Origin of the sequence: Nordella sp. HKS 07 (assembly GCF_011046735.1) — a bacterium.
GTDB lineage: Bacteria > Pseudomonadota > Alphaproteobacteria > Rhizobiales > Aestuariivirgaceae > Taklimakanibacter.
This window is the reverse complement of sequence record NZ_CP049258.1, coordinates 3,026,394-3,042,585: the sequence shown is the minus strand read 5'-3', so window position 1 is coordinate 3,042,585 and position 16,192 is coordinate 3,026,394. Positions and strand designations below refer to the sequence as shown.

Sequence of the window (16,192 nt, the reverse complement as noted above, 5' to 3'; positions counted from 1 at the left end):
AAGTTCCTGTCGGTGCAAGCCGCCTGATATCAGGAACTTCGCGTTCAGCACGCTAGCGTGACGAGCACTTTTACGGCACCTGTCCGCGACAGGCCCAGGCGACGGCGACGAATGACCGTGGCCCATCGGGCTGGCCTGCCTCGTAGGCGGACCTCACCACTGCGTCCGCCGTCGCCCGGCGCGCTCCTTCGAGTCCCCCAACATAGATGCCGATCGGTCCTTCGCCGGCGGCGATGGGTCCCCAGAAATCATCGAACGAGTCGTAATCCATGCGGATCAGCATCGATGCCTCCGCCACATCCGCGAGTCCTTCCGCGATGAAGGCTTCCCGCATCTCCCCGGGCCGCATCATGGGCTGGAAGCAGTAATGGCCGCGCAACCGCGCCGCCGCCTCATCCAGCGGGGCCAGACTGTCGAGGACCATGCGCATGCCCGGCATCCCGCCGAGATGGTCCCAGACCGCCGCCGCGACCACGCCGCCGGGACGAACGACCCGGCGCATCTCGGCAATCGCCTTGGCCGACTCCGGCACAAAATGGAGAACCAGAAGCGACAAAGCGCGATCGAAGCGGTCGTCGGCAAAGGGGAGCGCGCAGGCATCGGCCTGCCGAATGCTGATCCGCTGATCGCTGTTCCGCCGCGCCGCCTCTTCCACGAACACCGGCGAATAGTCGATGGCGGTTATCTCGGCGATGTTCGCCGCTTGCGGTAAAGCGAAGGTGAGGCTGCCGGTGCCGCAGCCCACATCGAGAATGCGCTCGCCGTCCGTCACGCCTGCGAATTCGATGAAGGGAGGAGCGAGCCTGCGGCTCCACCGTCCCATCAATCTTTCATAGCCGGAAGCTTTCTGGACATTGAAGCTCGATGTCATCGCGGTCCTCCAATGATGCTCATATGACGGCCTGATACCTCACTTGCCCCAATCGATCGATTGCATGATGCGGTAGCGGATGAAACTCTTCGGTCCCCGATAGCGTCGCGAATGGGGATGATAGAACTCGACCTTCGGCATCTCCGCCATGCGTTCGTTGATCAGGCGATAGGCTTCCGATCCGGAGTCGTGCTGACCTTCCCGCTCATAGCGGGCACTGCGCTCGATGAAATCATCCAGCAGCTTCAGATGCAAGAAGGCGCTCTGGGGGGCTCGCTGGCGCCAGTCCACCGGCCAGATCCAATGCTGATTGACGATGGCCTTGTTCGCCTCCATGCGGAAGAAGGGATATTTGGAGATCCAGTGCCGATAGGGGACGGCCCGGCCAGGATTGAACATCCGATGGCGCGGCCCCCCGGTCAAAAGCCAGCCGCCGGGCCCTGTCTGGAGCGTATAACCCTCGCTGTCGAACCAGCAATCCTCGATGAGAAAGTCCTCGATCGCGCGAGGTTCGGTGCCAATGGCGCGCGAGGGATAGACATCCACCATCATGGTGAACAGGCGATCGCGCCCATGCAGATCGAGCCAGCGCGCCAGTTCAGGCAGCCCGCGGCTCTCCATGCCGTCATAGACCAGGAGCTCGTCGGCATCGGCATTGAGGACCCAATGACCCTGGCAATATTTCCGCGCCAGCCCGTTGCTCCAGAAAAGCCCCTGATTGCCATCGGCAAAGGAAGCATGGGCGACAAACACATCGGCCTTCGGTTCGGCGAGCAGCACCTCATGGCTGCCATCCTCGGAGCAATTGTCGATCATCAGGAAGCGGCTGACCCCCAGCCGCTTATAGTGATCGAAAAACAAAGGCAGGCGCGTCACCTCGTTGCGCAGCACGCAGACGACGGCGATCTCGCCCGGCGCCAGAGGACCTGCGGTGCGTACGACCTCGAGCTGCGTCTCGAGCGAAGCCTGTGACAGCCGATTATATTCATCCAGGCGATCCCAGATCAGGCAGGATGCCGGCAAGGTGGCGAGCCAGTTCCGCGGCACCTCCTGCGCCGGAGGCGGCGCGGCGGCCGGAGCATTGTCTCTCCTGTCCTGCTCCTCCCAATCGATGGCGGAGAGAAAGCCCTGGTGGATGAGACTGGCCGGGCCCTCATAGCGACGCGACCTGTCGTCGATGGCGACCAGCTCCGGCAATTCCTCAAGGCGCAGATTGATGACGCGGTAGGCGGCCGAGTCGAACGCATGCTCGTTCTCCCGTTCATTGACCGCGCAACGCTCGATGAAATCGTCGAGTATCTTCAGATGAAGTAAGGCGGCGTCGGGGGCGCGGTAGCTCTTGTCCCACGGCCACAGGAAATGACTGTCGAAGAGAACGGTTTCTTCTGTCATCCGGAAGAATGGATATTTCGACACCCAATGGGGATGGTGCCTTTCCTGCGTATTGAAGAGTCTCTCGCGCGGTCCGCCGATCAAGATCCAGCCTGAAGGATAACGCTCGATCCGATAGCCCCGGGCATCAAACCAGGCATCATGGGCGAGGATTTCCGCCATCGACCGCTTGCGGCTGCCGATGGCGCCGGACGTATAGAGATCGACCATCGGCGCATAAACGCGGTCGGCACCCTGGCGCTCGAGCCAGCCGGCGAAAGCATGGATAGTGCGCGCCTCATAACCGTCATAGACGAGCAGTTCGTCCGCATCGGCCATCAGGATCCAGTTGCCGCTGCAATGGGCCTGGGCGATGGCATTGTACCAGTAGAGACCATAGTAGCTGCCGTGATAGGAAGCCTCGGTCACGAACACGTCCGCCATGGGCTCGGCCAGCAGCAATTCGCGCGAGCCGTCAGTGGAGCCGTTGTCGACCATGAAGAAGCGGTCGAAACCGAGTTTCTTGTAATGCTCGAAAAACAAGGGAAGCCGGGCGGCCTCGTTGCGCAACACGCATATGACCGCGGCCTCGCCCGGCGCGAGCCCGCCGCGGAAGCGCAGGTGTCTGAGATCATCCCGGTAGGCTTGCGCCGAAGCCTCGTTGAATGCCTGCCGGGCTTCTTGCTGCCGGTATGGATCGTGGAAAAGCGTGCGCCATTCAGGTCTCAGCGACCTGTCTTGTACCTTCTGCTGCCGAACCCGCGATATCGAACCCTGATCCATGTTTCCCCTGTTTCGGACAGCACCGAGCCGTTGCACCATGCCCCGTCCGGAACGGGACCACCTCTCCATATCCCTGTCCAATAGATGAGCTCAACCCCCGGAGGCCTCTTCGACCGCGACCTTCCACCGCCTTGCGGCACGGCGCGGCACGCCAGGAACAAATTGCTCCTGACAGAACCGCGAATAATGGCCGCCACTCCACTCCGGGTTGCTGACAGCTTCTGACGGTCTCGCCCCCTAATGAAGATCCATGCAAAAATCAGCATGCGGATCATGGACCGGATCGTAAGCGACCTGCATCTGGGGCGAAGACCCGCCATTTCGAGAGCCTATGCAGGGCTGCGCAAGCGCGGCTACATCGTGTTCGCCGACGCAACGCGCCCCTCGCTCTATTGGGTGAACGGCAACCGGCTCACCGCCTATCAGCTCGTGGTCCTTGCCCTCAGGCGTGGCGTCAGGCTGAAGGGCCTATAGGCGATTGCGCCGCCCCGGATCGATGCCGCACACGCCCGACGGCATGCTTGAACCGAGCTCAGCCGGCGCAGTTGAGGCGCGGCGCTATCGCGGCTAGGATACAGGTCATGAGCACCTGCAAGATCGTCCGCCGCCAGCGCAGCGAAGTCTTTCACGGCAAGCAAGGCCTGGACTATTTCTCCGGCATCTCGGCCGAGACGGCGGGCGCCAAGGGCATCTGTCTGCATCTCCTGACCATGCTGCCCGGTGCGGAGGCAAAGCCGCATTTGCATGAGGCTCATGAGACCGCGATCTATATGCTCGAAGGCGCCGCCGAGTTCCGCCATGGACCAAACCTCGAACACCATGACCACGTCGAGGCGGGCGACTTCATCTATATCCCGGCCGGCGTGCCGCACCAGCCCTTCAACCCGACACAGCAGGTCGCGCGAGCGCTGATCGCGCGCACCGATCCACATGAACAGGAAAGCGTCGTCCTGCTGCAGAGGTGAAGGAACGTCGCGCGGCAATCGCGATATGCGTGCCAGCAGTTCTGAGACGTCCAAACTGTCGATTATCGAGCGGTTGCAGAACGGTCACGCGTCTCAGCTCGCGATGGATGCTGAAATGCAGGTTTGCTCCAGAGGCTACACCAACGAGCACCCCCGGCATTCCAAACCATTTCAAGGCAAGACGAAGGCAAGGGAGAGGCTTTGCGCGGTCGCCCGACGCGTCCGGCATGTGACGAAAATTTCATGCGACCCGAGCGAAGATTCCCGACGGAAGTCCTTGGAATTTGAATAGAAATCCGTGCAAGTTGGGGCGTCCGGCCTCCACAATTCCGCCAAGGTGTTAGCCGCTTCTCAGAGGGGCCGGGAACCTGAGGGCCGCCAGACCGTTCTGGTATCTGGAATAAACTCTAAACGAGGACTAACTCATGAAAAAATGGATGATATCGGCGGGCGCTGTCGCCATTGCCACAGCGCTGCTTGCCGTAAGTCCGGCTTCGGCGAAGAGCGGTGTCAAGGTCGGCTCCCTGAACTGCACCGTGGCAGGCGGCGTCGGCCTCATTCTCGGCTCCTCCAAATCGGTGAAATGCCGGTTCACCCCAATAGGCGGCGGCAAGGTCGAGCGCTATACCGGCTCGATCACCAAGCTCGGCATCGATATCGGCTTCACCAAGAAGAGCTACATCACCTGGACGGTCTTCGCCGGCGGCAAGACCAAGCCGGGCGCGCTCGCCGGCTCCTATGGCGGGGCCTCGGCCGAAGCGACCATCGGCGTGGGTCTCGGCGCCAATGTGCTCGTAGGCGGGTTCAAGAAGACGATCGCGCTGCAGCCGCTGAGCATACAGGGCCAGAAAGGTCTGAATGTCGCGGCGGGCATCGCCGGCCTCAAACTGAGCTATGCCGGAAGCTGATCGCCGGCATCGCAGCCTGTTACAATCCTGTCGATGAGACGCATGGAGCTTTTCCGGCTCCATGCGTATACTTGCAACCCACAGACTCAATGGTGCGGAGGATCGGGTGTTGCGCGCATATCTGAAGAGAGCGGGATCGGCTCTTCTATTCCTGGGCCTCTTCATTCCGGTCGCCGAGGCCAGTTGCAAGGACGGACCGGCGCCGGCAGTCGACTGGTCCAATTGCAACAAGCAGCTGCTGCAGCTCGACGGCAGCGATCTCTCCGGTGCCAATCTCGAGGGCGCCTTCCTTTCGGGCACCGGCCTCGGCTCGGTCAATCTCGCCAAAGCCAATCTGCAGCGCAGCGAGCTGGTGCGCACGTCGTTCAAGCAAGCCGATCTCTCCGGCGCCAATCTCGAAAAGAGCCTGTCGAGCCGCGCCGATTTCGAAGGCGCCAACCTCGCAGGCGCACGCCTCGTCAAAGCCGAGTTCCTGCGGGTGAGCTTCGACGGCGCCGACCTGACGGGCGCGGATCTGTCCGATGGCGAGTTCTCGCGCAACACGTTCAACAAGGCCAATCTCACCAACGCCAATCTCTCGGGCGCTATGCTGCAACGCGCAAGTTTCAAGGACGCCAATCTTGCCGGGGCATCCTTGAAGCGTACTTATCTCTATTGGGCGCGCCTTGAAGGGGTCGATCTCAGCCAGACGCGAGACCTGACCCAGCCGCAGATCAATATGGCCTGCGGCGACGCGCAGACCAAATTGCCGGCCGGCCTCACCCAGCCATCCAACTGGCCCTGCGCCGATGATTGATAATTAAAGAAGCCCCTGCGCTTTCGCATGGGCGTTGAGCGACAGCTCAGGCCGGGCGCCGACATGCGAGATGACCTCGGCCGCCGCAAGCGCGCCAAGCCTGGCGCACTGGACCAACGGCAGATCGCGGGTGAAGCCATAGAGGAATCCCGAAGCGAACAGATCGCCGGCGCCCGTGGCATCGACCAGCTTCTCCACCGGATGCGCCTCGACGACATGGATCTCGTCGCCCTTGACGATGACGCAACCGGCCTCAGAGCGCGTCAGTGCCGCGATGGCGCAGTCTTTGCGCACGCGCTGCAGCGCCTCGTCGAAATGCTCGACCTGATAGAGCGAGGTGATCTCCTTCTCATTGGCGAAGACGATGTCGATATCGTTGCGGATGAGGTCAAGAAAGCTGTCGCGATGCCGGTCGACGCAGAAGGAGTCGGAAAGCGTGATGGACACGAGGCGGCCGGCGTCGCGGGCGATACGCGCCGCCTTTTTGAACGCCTGCTTGGCGAGCGGCGGATCCCACAGATAGCCCTCGAGATAGGTGACCCTGGCCTGGGACACGATGGCCTCGTCGATGTCGCCGGGGGACAGATGCACGCAGGCGCCGAGGAAGGTGTTCATCGTGCGCTCGCCATCGGGCGTGATGAGGATAAGGGAGCTCGCGGTCGTCGGTCCCGCTGTCGCATGCGGCGTTTCGAAATGAACGCCGGCCGAGCGCGTGTCGTGGCTGAAAACGCGGCCCAGCGCATCGGCCTTGACCTTGCCGATGAAGGCGACCTTGCCGCCGAAAGAGGCGACGCCGACCGCGGTATTGGCGCCCGACCCGCCGGAGATCTGGGTCGAGGGTCCCATGTCCTCGAACAGCTCGGCGGATTCCTTTTCCGAAACGAGCCGCATCATGCCCTTGGTGACATTGTGGCGGGTGAGGAAGCCCTCGTCCACGCGCGAGAAGACATCGACGATGGCATTGCCGATGGTCAGGACATCGAAAGTCGGCTGGGTCATGTTTTCCTATGGGGAAGGTGAGTTGAAGGCCGAGCCCCTACAGGATCGGCCCGTTGCCCGCAAGTTGGACATGGGTGGCCCTCACGCCTCGGGCTTAGCTGGCGTCGGGGCCTCCGGCACAGCCGGAGGCTCCGGTACGGCCGGCGCGCCAGACGCCCCGCCAAAACGGCGATGGGTGAATTCACGGCTTCTCTGAGCGATGACATAGAGGCCGGGAATGACGAAGATGCCGAGAAGGCTCGCGGCGATCATGCCGCCGAAGACCGCGGTGCCGACGGCGCGCTGGGTCGCCGCACCCGCGCCCGAGGCGATCACCAGCGGCACGAGGCCGAGGATGAAGGCGAAGGACGTCATCATCACCGCACGGAAGCGCAGATTGGCGCCCTCGATCGCCGCCTCGACGATGCCGGTACCCTTACGCCGCTGCTCCATGGCGAATTCGACGATGAGGATGGCATTCTTGGCGGCGAGCGCGATCAGCACGACGATGCCGATCTGGGCATAGATGTTGTTGTCGAGGCCGGCGAATTTCAGCGCCAGCATGGCGCCCATCAATCCGGCCGAGACCGAGATGAGCACCGCCAGCGGAACGGTCCAGCTCTCATAAAGCGCGACGAGGAAGAGATAGGCAAAGAGCACGGCGAGCACCAGGATGCCGGCCGTCTTGCCGCCCGCTTCCTTTTCCTGGAGCGCGGTGCCCGTCCATTCATAGCCAAAGCCGACCGGCAACGTCGCCTGGGCCACCTCCTCCATCGCGGCAATGGCCTCGCCGGAGGAATGGCCGGGTGCCGGCGAACCGTTTATGGTGACGGAACGCAGATTGTTGTAGCGGGTAATGCCGGCCGGCGCGAAGGACATCTCGACATCGGCGAGCGCCCTGAGCGACACGAGCTCGCCGGATGAGCTGCGCACCCGCACCAGATAGATGTCGTCGGGCGTCATGCGGCTTGTCGCATCTGCCTGCACCTTGACCTGCCAGGTGCGACCGAAGAGGTTGAAGTCGTTCACATAGGTGCCGCCGAGCGCGGTCTGCAAGGCATTGTAGATATCGACGATGGGGACGCCCAGGGTCTGGGCACGCTCACGATCGACCTTGACGGTCAATTGCGGCGTCGAGGCACTGAAGGTGGTGAAGACGCCGGTGAGCCGCGGATCCTGATTGGCGGCGATGGTCAGGCCGCGCGCCACGGCGGCGATGTCGGCGGGTGCGGCGCCGGCATTGCTCTGCAGCTGAAATTCGAAGCCGGAGCCGGTGCCAAGACCCTGGATCGGCGGCGGATTGAAGGGGAAGATGCTGGCGGCGGCGATGGACTGGAAGTCTCGCCGCAATTCCGCGATGGCCGCGAAGGCCGTCATGTCGGGGCTCTTGCGGTCCTCGAAAGGCTTCATCAGCACGACGAAGAAGGCCTTGTTGGGCAGAGCCAGGCCGTCGAGCATGCTGTAGCCGCTCACTGTGAAGTAGGACTCAGCCCACGGCTTCTCGGCAATGAGCGCCTCGACGCGCTTGACGACGGCGGCGGTGCGCTCGGTCGAAGCAGAATCCGGCAACTGAATCTCGCCCATGAAGGCGCCCTGATCCTCGTCGGGCAGAAAGCCGGTGGGAATCATCTTGGCGAGCCAGCCGGCGGAACCGGCGAAGATGCCGACCAGGAGCAGCGCCAGGATGGCGCGGCGGGCCAGCGGCCGCACCAGCGCCACATAGCCGCCCTTGGCGCCCTCAACGCCGCGGTTGAACAGCTTGAAGATGCCGCGCGGCGGCCCGCGATGCTTCAGAAGGAGCGAACACAGCGCCGGCGACAGGGTCAGCGCGTTGATGGCGGAGATCACCATCGACACCGAGACGGCGACCGCGAACTGCATATAGAGTTGGCCGGTGATGCCCGGGATGAAGGCGGTGGGCACGAAGACCGAGAGAAGAACCAGCGTGATGGCGATGATCGGCCCGGTGATCTGGCCCATGGCCATTTCGGTCGCCTCGGCGGGCGACAGCTCGGGATGTTCGTGCAGCACATGCTCGACATTCTCGACGACGACGATCGCGTCATCGACGACGATGCCGATCGCCAGCACGAGCGCCAGGAGCGAGATGGTATTCAGCGAGAAGCCGAGCGCCAGCAGCACCGCCATGGTGCCGATAAGGGCGACCGGCACGGCGATGATGGGAATGAGGGTGGCGCGGAAATTGCCGAGGAAGACCAGGACAACCAGCGCCACCAACACAAACGCCTCGATCAGCGTATGCTTGACGCTTTCCATCATCTTGTCGACGAAGACGGTGGAATCATAGGCGACGGCGTAATCGACATCCTCCGGGAAGCTGGCCTTCAGGGCGTCGAGAGTCTTGCGGACATTCTCGGCGGTCGACAGCGCATTGGCCCCGGGCGCCTGGTAAATGGCGATGCCGGCGGTCGGTTTGCCGTTGAACTGCGCATCGGAATCGAGTGTCTTGGCCCCGAGCTCGACACGAGCGACGTCCTTGACCCGGACCAGGCCGCCGCTCTCGGTGGCGCGGATCACGATGTTCTCGAACTCGGCCGGATCGGAGAGCCGGCCCTTGGCGTTGAGATTGATCTGCAGCGCCGTATCCTTGACCAGGGGGCCGCGCCGATGCGCCCGACGGCGGCCTGCACATTCTGCTGCTGGACCGCCGTCACCACATCGGCCGTGGTCAGCCCCAGGCTCGCCAGGCGGTCGAGGTCGAGCCAGATGCGCATCGAATAATCCTTGGCGCCGAACAGCATGACCTCGCCGACGCCCGGCACGCGGGCCAGGCGGTCGAGGACATTGATGGTCACATAGTTCGACAGGAACAATCCGTCGCGCGAGCCCTTGGGCGAATAGATGCTCAGGACCTGCAGCATCGCCGATGATTTCTTTTTCACCACGATGCCGTTGCGCTGCACCTCCGCCGGCAACTGCGAGAGAACCTGATTGACGCGGTTGGAGACGTTGACGGCATTGAGGTCCGGATCCGACCCCACCGCGAAGCTGACGCTCAGATTATACGTACCGTCGGCGCCGGAGGTCGACTTCATATAGATCATCTTGTCGACGCCATTGACGGCCGGTTCGATGATCTGGGCGACGGAGGCCTCGACCGCGGCCGCATCGGCGCCGGGATAGACGCCGGAGACCTGCACCTGCGGCGGCACGATATCAGGAAACTGGGCGACGGGGAGAGCGTAATAGGCGATCAGGCCAGCAATCGTGATGACGATCGAAATGACGAAGGCCAGTCGCGGCCGGTGAATGAATACCGAGGAAATCATGCTTGCCTCCGGCCGTCAGTTGACCGTTTCGGCGCGCTGCGGAGCGACTTCCATGCCCGCCCGCACGCGTTGCAGGCCCTCGACGATCACGAGCTCGCCCCCCTTCAGCCCTTCCGTCACGGCGATGCGGCCCTCGCGCTGCGGGCCGGTCTTGATGCGGCGCTGCTCGACCTTGTTCGCCTGATCGACGACGAATGTGTAGGAACCGGCCTGGTCGACGGCGACCGCCGCCTGCGGCACGGTCACCGACGGCTTGTCCTCGGCCCGCTCGATGACGACGCGGATGGTCTGCCCATCGGTCAGAATATGATCGGGGTTGGGAAAGACCGCCCGCACGAGCTGGCTGTCGGTCTTCTGATCGGAGACCACGTCGATGAAATCGAGCTTGCCCGGCTTGTCATAGAGGCTGCCGTCGGCAAGTCTGAGCCTGACGGTCAGCGCGCCGCCGCCGCTCTTGCGATAGTCGAGAATCTCACGCTGGGTGACATTGAAGACGGCACGCACTTCATCGTCGCGCACGATCGTCGCCAGCACGCCCGAGGACGGATCGACCAGATTGCCCCTGGTGAAGGCGGTGCGTCCAATGCGTCCCGATATGGGGGCCTCGATCGTCGTATAGGAAAACTGAATTTCCGCCTCGCGCAGAGCGGCCTCCATCTGGAGCACGGAAGCACGTGCTTTCGCGGCATCCGCCTGGCGCTGATCGACCTGGGCCTGGGCGACCGCATTGGTCTTTACCAGATCGAGGGAGCGCTTGAGGTTGATCTCCGCGTTCTGGAGTTCGGCCTTGGCGGAAGCGAGTTGCGCTTCGCGCTGATCAATCGCCGCCTGAAACGGCTCGGGCTCGATCTCGAACAGCGTCTCGCCTTCCTTGACCCGGTCGCCTTCCGTGAAAGTGACCTGCTTCAGGAAGCCGGTGATGCGGGCGCGCAACTCGACCTTTTCGATCGCCTCGATGCGGCCGACGAAATCTGCTCGCTGCGCGATCACCTGCATTTCGGCGGGTTCGACGACGACAGCCGGCGGCGGCGCCGCCTGCTGCTGGGCATGCGCCGGACCGAGTAAAAGGGCTGTCGCCAGGACCAGACCGCTTGCCAGATTCTTCAATTCTTGACCTCACTACCGCCTGGCGCCACGGCATGCAGGGCGCCCAAATATTGGTGCTCGAAGCTAGGCGATTACGCCTCCTGGCGCAACTTGAGCATTCGGTCTGCATAGCTGCCCTTCAATCCGGCACACCGATCCATTATCTATGCCGCCATGATCAAAGCCGCCTTCGCCGCCTTCGCCGATGTGCTCTCCCCCGACTTCCGCAGCGTCCTGTTCAAGGCGATCGGCCTTGCATTGGTGCTCCTCGTCGCCGTGGTCGCCGGGACGGTGCTGCTGCTCGACATGCTGAAGCTCGCCCCCTGGGGCTGGGGCAACAACATCATCGAGGTCGCGGCGGGACTCGGCATGGCCGTGCTCGCCTTCTTCATGATCCCGCCGGTCACCGCCCTCTTCGCCGGGCTCTATCTCGACCGCATCGCCGGCCTCGTCGAGCGCAAGCATTATCCGTCCGATCCGCCGGGCCGCGAATTGCCGACGACCAAGGCCATCCTGCTCGGCCTGCAATTCGGTTTCCTGGTTCTCGTCGTCAATCTGGCGGTGCTGCCGATGCTGCTGTTCGGCATCGGCGCGCTCGTGCTGCTGCTCGTCAACGCCTATCTGCTCAGCCGCGAATATTTCGAGATGGCGGCGATGCGCCATATGCCGGTGGAGGAAGCCCGGGAGCTGCGCCGGCAGAACTCACCGCACATCCTCGCCGCCGGCTTCATCCCGGCGGCCTTGGCGCTCGTTCCCTTCGTCAATCTCGTCGTGCCGTTGTTCTCGACCAGCTACTTCGTCCACATCTTCAAGGGACTGAAACGGTCTTCTCCTTGAAGAGACAGATATCGTTGATGAGACAGCGCTTGCATTCGGGCTTTCTCGCCTTGCAGACATAGCGCCCGTGCAGAATGAGCCAGTGATGCGCGTGCCGCTTGAATTCGGCAGGCACGGCCTTTTCGAGCTTGAGCTCCACCTCGAGCGGCGTCTTGCCCGGCGCAAGCCCGGTGCGGTTGCCGAGGCGAAAAAGATGCGTGTCGACGGCAATGGTCGGCTCGCCAAAGGCGATATTGAGCACGACATTCGCGGTCTTGCGGCCAACCCCCGGCAATTCCTCGAGGGCGGCGCGGTCGCGCGGCACCTCGCCCGCATATTTGTCGAGCAGGATCTGCGACAGCGCGATCACATTCCTGGCTTTCGTCCGGAAGAGGCCGATGGTGCGGATATGGGAAATGAGCTCCGCCTCGCCGAGTTCGACCATCTTGGCTGGCGTATCGGCGATCTTGAACAGCGGCCCGGTCGCGCGGTTGACACCAGCATCGGTCGCCTGAGCCGACAGCGCGACGGCGACCAGCAGCGTATAGGGATTGACGTAATCAAGCTCGCCCTCGGGCGCGGGATCCGCCGCCTCGAAACGGCGAAACATCTCTGCGATCTGATCCGGTTTGAGCCTGCGCGGCGCCATGATTCCTCCTAGAGTGGATTGACTCAATCCAAACTCATAAACGTGATCGATTCATATATTGCAGCGCGGGATTCTAGCGAAAAACCGGTATCCACTTTTTCGCATCCCGCGCTGGTGTTCAGATGACCTGAGCCCAGCTCGGGATTAATATCAAGCCATGGAACAGCCCGCTCACCAGACTTTCCGCGCCACGTTGAGGCCCTATCGTTCGCTCAGCCGGAAGGGCTTTCTCATTCTCATGAGCGTCTTGATCGGCCTCAATTTCGCGGCCGGCACGGCCTTCTATCTGCTCGGCGCCTGGCCGGTGGCGCCGTTTCTCGGCCTCGATGTCGCCCTGGTCTGGTGGGCCTTCCGCAAGAACTACGCCGATGCTCTGAAGGAGGAGCAGATCGAGGTGACGGCGCATGAACTGATCCTCAGGCGCTTCGACCATGACCGGCAGCGCGAGGAGCTGCATTTCACGCGCGCCTGGGTCAGGGTCGAGCTGGAAGAGGACAAGGACCGCGAGCTGATCGGCAGCCTGTTCCTGCGCTTCAAGGGCCAGCGGACCGAGATCGGCCGCTTCCTCGGCGCCCATGACCGGAAAGAATTCGCCGCCACCCTGCGCGGCGCGCTGGCGCAACCACGTGTATAATATCTAGTCTTTATAATGAGTTAGGATGCGCAAGAATCGGGTGGTTTCAGCGCCCGGAGCCTCCTAAATTCCGGCCATGAGCGAGATCGAAACCCTGTCCACCCCTGCCCGCGATTATGAAATCGTGAAGAAGACGCTGGCCTTCATTCACGAGACCTGGCGCGAGCAGCCTTCGCTCGAGGAGATCGCCGAGCAGGCGCAACTGAGCCCTACTCATCTGCAGCGGCTGTTTACCCGCTGGGCGGGCCTCTCTCCCAAGGCATTCCTGCAGGCGGTGACGCTCGACCATGCGCGTAGCCTGCTGCGCGATTCCGCCTCCATCCTCGACACCGCCTATGAGGTGGGCCTGTCGGGGCCCGGCCGCCTGCACGACCTCTTCGTGACCCATGAGGGCATGACACCCGGCTTCTACAAGCTCGGCGGCAAAGGCCTCACCTTGCGCTTCGGCTTCCACGATTGTCCTTTCGGGCGCGCTCTGGTGATGATCACCGATCAGGGCCTGGCCGGCCTCGCTTTCGCCGATGACGGGGCCGAGAAGGACACGCTCATCGACATGCAGTCGCGCTGGCCGGGCGCGGCCTATATCGAGGACTGGCTTCAGACCAAGCCCTATGCCGACCGCATCTTCAAGCCGGAGAACTGGCGCCGCGACCAGCCCTTGCGCGTCGTCTTCATCGGCACCGATTTCGAGATCCGCGTCTGGGAAACGCTGCTGCGTATCCCGATCGGCAAGCGCTCGACCTATTCCGATGTCGCCGCCCATATCGGCAATCCCAAAGCAGCGCGCGCGGTTGGCGCCGCGGTCGGCCGCAATCCGGTCTCCTTCGTGGTGCCCTGCCATCGCGTGCTCGGCAAATCCGGCAGCCTGTGCGGCTATCACTGGGGCCTCACGCGCAAGCGCGCCATTCTCGGCTGGGAGGCCGGGATCACCGCCAAGGCCGCGTAAGCCAGTTCAGGTGAGAATCTCCACCGCCTCCGGGCGCGAATCGCTCCTGAGGCGATAGAAGACCGGCACGCCGGTCTCGAGCTCGCGCTTCAGGATCTGTTCTGGCGTCAATCCCTCGATCGCCATGATCAGCGCACGCAGCGAATTGCCATGCGCCGCCACCAGCACGCTCTTGCCCGACAATACGTCCGGCTGAATAAGCTTCATATAATAAGGCAGAGCGCGCGCCAGCGTGTCCTTGAGGCTCTCGCCGCCCGGCGGCGGCACGTCATAGGAGCGCCGCCAGATATGGACCTGCTCCTCGCCCCATTTCTTGCGCGCCTCATCCTTGTTGAGGCCGGTCAGATCGCCGTAATCGCGCTCATTCAGCGCCTGGTCCCTGACGGTCTCGAGGCCGGTCTGGCCGAGCTCGGCCAGCATGAGGTCGAGCGTATGCTGAGCGCGCTTCAGGACGCTCGTATAGGCGATGTCGAATTTAAGTCCCTTGCGCTTGAGGCGCTCGCCCGCCGCCTTCGCCTCGGCGATGCCCTTCTCGGTGAGACCCGGGTCTTTCCAGCCGGTGAACAGATTCTTCAGATTCCACTCGCTCTGCCCGTGGCGGACAAGCACCAATATGCGATCCATCGATTACTCCAGTCCCAATACGTCGGCCATCGAATAGAGACCGGGTTTCTTGTCTTTCGCCCACTGCGCCGCGCGCACCGCGCCGCGCGCGAAGAGGTCGCGGCTCGCGGCCTTGTGGGTCAGCTCGATGCGCTCGTCGGGCCCGGCGAACATCACCGTGTGCTCGCCGACCACGCTGCCACCGCGCAATGTGGCGAAGCCGATATGGCCTTCCGGACGCGCACCCGTATGACCGTCGCGCGAGCGCACCGAGGATTTCGCGAGATCGAGCTTGCGGCCTTCCGCCGCCGCCTGGCCCAAGAGCAAGGCGGTGCCCGAGGGCGCGTCGATCTTGTGCCTGTGGTGCATCTCGAGGACCTCGATATCGAAATCGGGTCCGAGGCTCGCCGCCACTTTGCGCACCATCGCGGCCAGGAGATTGACGCCTAAGCTCATATTGCCCGATTTCACGATGCGGGCATGACGCGCCGCCGCTCTGATCTTCTCGTCGCCTTCCTTGTCGATGCCGGTGGTGCCGATGACATGGACGATGCGCGCCTGCGCCGACAGCTCGGCGAGCGCCAGCGTCGCCTGGGGCACGGTGAAGTCGATGACGCCTTCGATCCGGGTGAAGAGCGGCAAGGGCTCGTCGGTGATCTTGATGCCGAGCGGTCCGATGCCGGCGAGTTCGCCCATGTCGGCGCCGACGCAGGCCGTGCCCTTCGGCTCGAGGCCGCCGGCGATTTCGAGACCCTCCGTCTCATGCACGATACGGGTCAGCACGCGGCCCATGCGGCCGCCCGCTCCGGCTATGGCGATCTTCATGATACTCCCTCGACGATGACGACATCGCTCTCGGCGCAGGTCTCGAAGATCTTGAGTGCCGCCTGATAGTCGGGCGAGCGGAAGCAGGCTTTCGCCGCTTCGAGCGATGGGAATTCGATGATCACATGACGGTCGCGCGAGGCGCCCTTGACCACCTCATGGGCGCCGCCGCGCACCAGGAACCTGGCGCCGTATTTCTCGAGCGGCGCCTTGTTGGCGGCGATATAGTCCTTGTAGCGCTCGGGATCCTTCACCGTGACGCGGACCATCCAATAACCTTTGGCCGCCATCACACGCCCTCGACGATGACGATATCGGCCTCGCCGGCGCCCTTGCGCTTGGCCTTGGCGGACTGATATTCGGGCGAATTGTAGCAGGCGACCGCGTCCTCATAGGACGGGAATTCGATCACCACGTTGCGCGGGCGTCCCTCGCCTTCCATCTGGCCAAAGCGGCCGCCGCGCGCCAGGATGGCGGCGCCAAATTTCTTGAACGCCAGGGGCGCGCTTTCGGCATAAAGCTTGTACTGGTCGGGATTGGACACGGTGACTTGCGCAATCCAATAGGCCTTGGGCATGCTACCTCTCCCCTTCGCTATCGGGGACAGGCTCTAGAGCAAATTCCGCCAAAGTTGAAGACTTTGGCGATAAGAATCTGCTCCAAAGGTGTTG

Annotated in this window: 16 protein-coding genes and 1 pseudogene; 7 read left to right on the top strand and 10 right to left on the bottom strand. The window is 63.0% G+C overall.

What is annotated here, in order from left to right; all coding sequences use genetic code 11:
* Positions 1 to 70: 70 nt before the first annotated feature.
* Together G5V57_RS14330 and G5V57_RS14325 are read right to left on the bottom strand one after the other, a co-directional pair.
* A complete protein-coding gene (locus G5V57_RS14330; protein WP_165168155.1) occupies positions 71 to 871 on the bottom strand; it encodes a class I SAM-dependent methyltransferase in 801 nt (266 codons plus the stop codon).
* A 39-nt stretch (positions 872 to 910) separates the two neighbouring features.
* The gene (locus G5V57_RS14325) at positions 911 to 3,025 is read right to left on the bottom strand and encodes a glycosyltransferase family 2 protein (protein WP_165168154.1); all 2,115 of its coding nucleotides are present in this window, start codon (positions 3,023 to 3,025) and stop codon (positions 911 to 913) included.
* Between the two features lie 273 nt (positions 3,026 to 3,298).
* Here G5V57_RS14325 and G5V57_RS14320 point away from each other — a divergent pair, with 273 nt between their 5' ends.
* From G5V57_RS14320 to G5V57_RS14305, 4 genes are all read left to right on the top strand, one after another.
* Positions 3,299 to 3,499 (top strand): hypothetical protein, encoded by a 201-nt coding sequence (locus G5V57_RS14320; RefSeq protein ID WP_165168153.1) that lies wholly within the window; start codon positions 3,299 to 3,301, stop codon positions 3,497 to 3,499.
* Positions 3,500 to 3,606: 107 nt separating this feature from the next.
* Positions 3,607 to 3,990 carry a cupin domain-containing protein gene (locus G5V57_RS14315; RefSeq protein ID WP_165168152.1) on the top strand — a complete coding sequence of 128 codons (384 nt, stop codon included), beginning with the start codon at positions 3,607 to 3,609 and terminating at the stop codon, positions 3,988 to 3,990.
* Positions 3,991 to 4,415: 425 nt separating this feature from the next.
* Positions 4,416 to 4,898 (top strand): DUF992 domain-containing protein, encoded by a 483-nt coding sequence (locus G5V57_RS14310; protein ID WP_165168151.1) that lies wholly within the window; start codon positions 4,416 to 4,418, stop codon positions 4,896 to 4,898.
* A gap of 61 nt (positions 4,899 to 4,959) precedes the next feature.
* Positions 4,960 to 5,694, top strand: a complete 735-nt coding sequence (locus G5V57_RS14305; RefSeq protein WP_165168150.1) for a pentapeptide repeat-containing protein — start codon at positions 4,960 to 4,962, stop codon at positions 5,692 to 5,694.
* 3 nt (positions 5,695 to 5,697) lie between these two features.
* Here the strand turns inward: G5V57_RS14305 and G5V57_RS14300 are convergent, their stop codons facing one another.
* The 3 genes and pseudogenes from G5V57_RS14300 to G5V57_RS14290 form a co-directional block, all read right to left on the bottom strand.
* Positions 5,698 to 6,693 (bottom strand): adenosine kinase, encoded by a 996-nt coding sequence (locus G5V57_RS14300; protein WP_165168149.1) that lies wholly within the window; start codon positions 6,691 to 6,693, stop codon positions 5,698 to 5,700.
* 81 nt (positions 6,694 to 6,774) lie between these two features.
* Positions 6,775 to 9,962: pseudogene (locus G5V57_RS14295) on the bottom strand (efflux RND transporter permease subunit).
* A 15-nt stretch (positions 9,963 to 9,977) separates the two neighbouring features.
* Positions 9,978 to 11,069, bottom strand: coding sequence for an efflux RND transporter periplasmic adaptor subunit (locus G5V57_RS14290; protein WP_165168148.1), 1,092 nt, complete (start codon positions 11,067 to 11,069; stop codon positions 9,978 to 9,980).
* Between the two features lie 153 nt (positions 11,070 to 11,222).
* On the opposite strand from G5V57_RS14290, the gene G5V57_RS14285 reads away from it, so the two are divergent.
* Positions 11,223 to 11,885, top strand: a complete 663-nt coding sequence (locus G5V57_RS14285) for an EI24 domain-containing protein (RefSeq protein WP_165168147.1) — start codon at positions 11,223 to 11,225, stop codon at positions 11,883 to 11,885.
* Here G5V57_RS14285 and nth read toward each other — a convergent pair.
* Positions 11,857 to 12,513 carry an endonuclease III gene (gene nth / locus G5V57_RS14280; RefSeq protein ID WP_165168146.1) on the bottom strand — a complete coding sequence of 219 codons (657 nt, stop codon included), beginning with the start codon at positions 12,511 to 12,513 and terminating at the stop codon, positions 11,857 to 11,859. The genes G5V57_RS14285 and nth overlap by 29 nt on opposite strands.
* Positions 12,514 to 12,670: 157 nt before the next feature.
* Between nth and G5V57_RS14275 the strand changes: the two genes are divergently transcribed.
* Entirely contained in the window at positions 12,671 to 13,147 is a 477-nt protein-coding gene (locus G5V57_RS14275) for a DUF2244 domain-containing protein (RefSeq protein WP_165168145.1), read from the top strand.
* A gap of 76 nt (positions 13,148 to 13,223) precedes the next feature.
* Positions 13,224 to 14,093, top strand: a complete 870-nt coding sequence (locus G5V57_RS14270; protein WP_165168144.1) for a bifunctional helix-turn-helix domain-containing protein/methylated-DNA--[protein]-cysteine S-methyltransferase — start codon at positions 13,224 to 13,226, stop codon at positions 14,091 to 14,093.
* 6 nt (positions 14,094 to 14,099) lie between these two features.
* Here G5V57_RS14270 and G5V57_RS14265 read toward each other — a convergent pair whose 3' ends face one another.
* Genes G5V57_RS14265 through G5V57_RS14250 form a run of 4 tightly spaced genes read right to left on the bottom strand, consistent with a single transcriptional unit; the run spans position 14,100 to position 16,098 of the window.
* Positions 14,100 to 14,717: a 2,3-bisphosphoglycerate-dependent phosphoglycerate mutase gene (locus tag G5V57_RS14265; RefSeq protein ID WP_165168143.1), complete on the bottom strand. Its 618-nt coding sequence runs from the start codon at positions 14,715 to 14,717 to the stop codon at positions 14,100 to 14,102.
* A 3-nt stretch (positions 14,718 to 14,720) separates the two neighbouring features.
* Positions 14,721 to 15,521: a 4-hydroxy-tetrahydrodipicolinate reductase gene (gene dapB / locus G5V57_RS14260; protein ID WP_165168142.1), complete on the bottom strand. Its 801-nt coding sequence runs from the start codon at positions 15,519 to 15,521 to the stop codon at positions 14,721 to 14,723.
* Complete coding sequence (locus tag G5V57_RS14255; RefSeq protein WP_165168141.1) at positions 15,518 to 15,811, bottom strand: DUF1330 domain-containing protein; 294 nt, start codon at positions 15,809 to 15,811, stop codon at positions 15,518 to 15,520. The genes dapB and G5V57_RS14255 overlap by 4 nt, the downstream gene beginning before the upstream one ends.
* A complete protein-coding gene (locus tag G5V57_RS14250; protein ID WP_165168140.1) occupies positions 15,811 to 16,098 on the bottom strand; it encodes a DUF1330 domain-containing protein in 288 nt (95 codons plus the stop codon). Before G5V57_RS14250 ends, G5V57_RS14255 begins: the two co-directional genes overlap by 1 nt.
* Positions 16,099 to 16,192: the final 94 nt, after the last annotated feature.

What these genes read in the sequence shown, in the direction of transcription:
- G5V57_RS14330 (WP_165168155.1), bottom strand. Translation starts at nt 871, where the DNA reads ATGACATCGAGCTTCAATGTCCAGAAAGCTTCCGGCTATGAAAGATTG.
- G5V57_RS14325 (WP_165168154.1), bottom strand. Translation starts at nt 3,025, where the DNA reads ATGGATCAGGGTTCGATATCGCGGGTTCGGCAGCAGAAGGTACAAGAC.
- G5V57_RS14320 (WP_165168153.1), top strand. Translation starts at nt 3,299, where the DNA reads ATGGACCGGATCGTAAGCGACCTGCATCTGGGGCGAAGACCCGCCATT.
- G5V57_RS14315 (WP_165168152.1), top strand. Translation starts at nt 3,607, where the DNA reads ATGAGCACCTGCAAGATCGTCCGCCGCCAGCGCAGCGAAGTCTTTCAC.
- G5V57_RS14310 (WP_165168151.1), top strand. Translation starts at nt 4,416, where the DNA reads ATGAAAAAATGGATGATATCGGCGGGCGCTGTCGCCATTGCCACAGCG.
- G5V57_RS14305 (WP_165168150.1), top strand. Translation starts at nt 4,960, where the DNA reads ATGCGTATACTTGCAACCCACAGACTCAATGGTGCGGAGGATCGGGTG.
- G5V57_RS14300 (WP_165168149.1), bottom strand. Translation starts at nt 6,693, where the DNA reads ATGACCCAGCCGACTTTCGATGTCCTGACCATCGGCAATGCCATCGTC.
- G5V57_RS14285 (WP_165168147.1), top strand. Translation starts at nt 11,223, where the DNA reads ATGATCAAAGCCGCCTTCGCCGCCTTCGCCGATGTGCTCTCCCCCGAC.
- nth (WP_165168146.1), bottom strand. Translation starts at nt 12,513, where the DNA reads ATGGCGCCGCGCAGGCTCAAACCGGATCAGATCGCAGAGATGTTTCGC.
- G5V57_RS14275 (WP_165168145.1), top strand. Translation starts at nt 12,671, where the DNA reads ATGGAACAGCCCGCTCACCAGACTTTCCGCGCCACGTTGAGGCCCTAT.
- G5V57_RS14270 (WP_165168144.1), top strand. Translation starts at nt 13,224, where the DNA reads ATGAGCGAGATCGAAACCCTGTCCACCCCTGCCCGCGATTATGAAATC.
- G5V57_RS14265 (WP_165168143.1), bottom strand. Translation starts at nt 14,717, where the DNA reads ATGGATCGCATATTGGTGCTTGTCCGCCACGGGCAGAGCGAGTGGAAT.
- dapB (WP_165168142.1), bottom strand. Translation starts at nt 15,521, where the DNA reads ATGAAGATCGCCATAGCCGGAGCGGGCGGCCGCATGGGCCGCGTGCTG.
- G5V57_RS14255 (WP_165168141.1), bottom strand. Translation starts at nt 15,811, where the DNA reads ATGGCGGCCAAAGGTTATTGGATGGTCCGCGTCACGGTGAAGGATCCC.
- G5V57_RS14250 (WP_165168140.1), bottom strand. Translation starts at nt 16,098, where the DNA reads ATGCCCAAGGCCTATTGGATTGCGCAAGTCACCGTGTCCAATCCCGAC.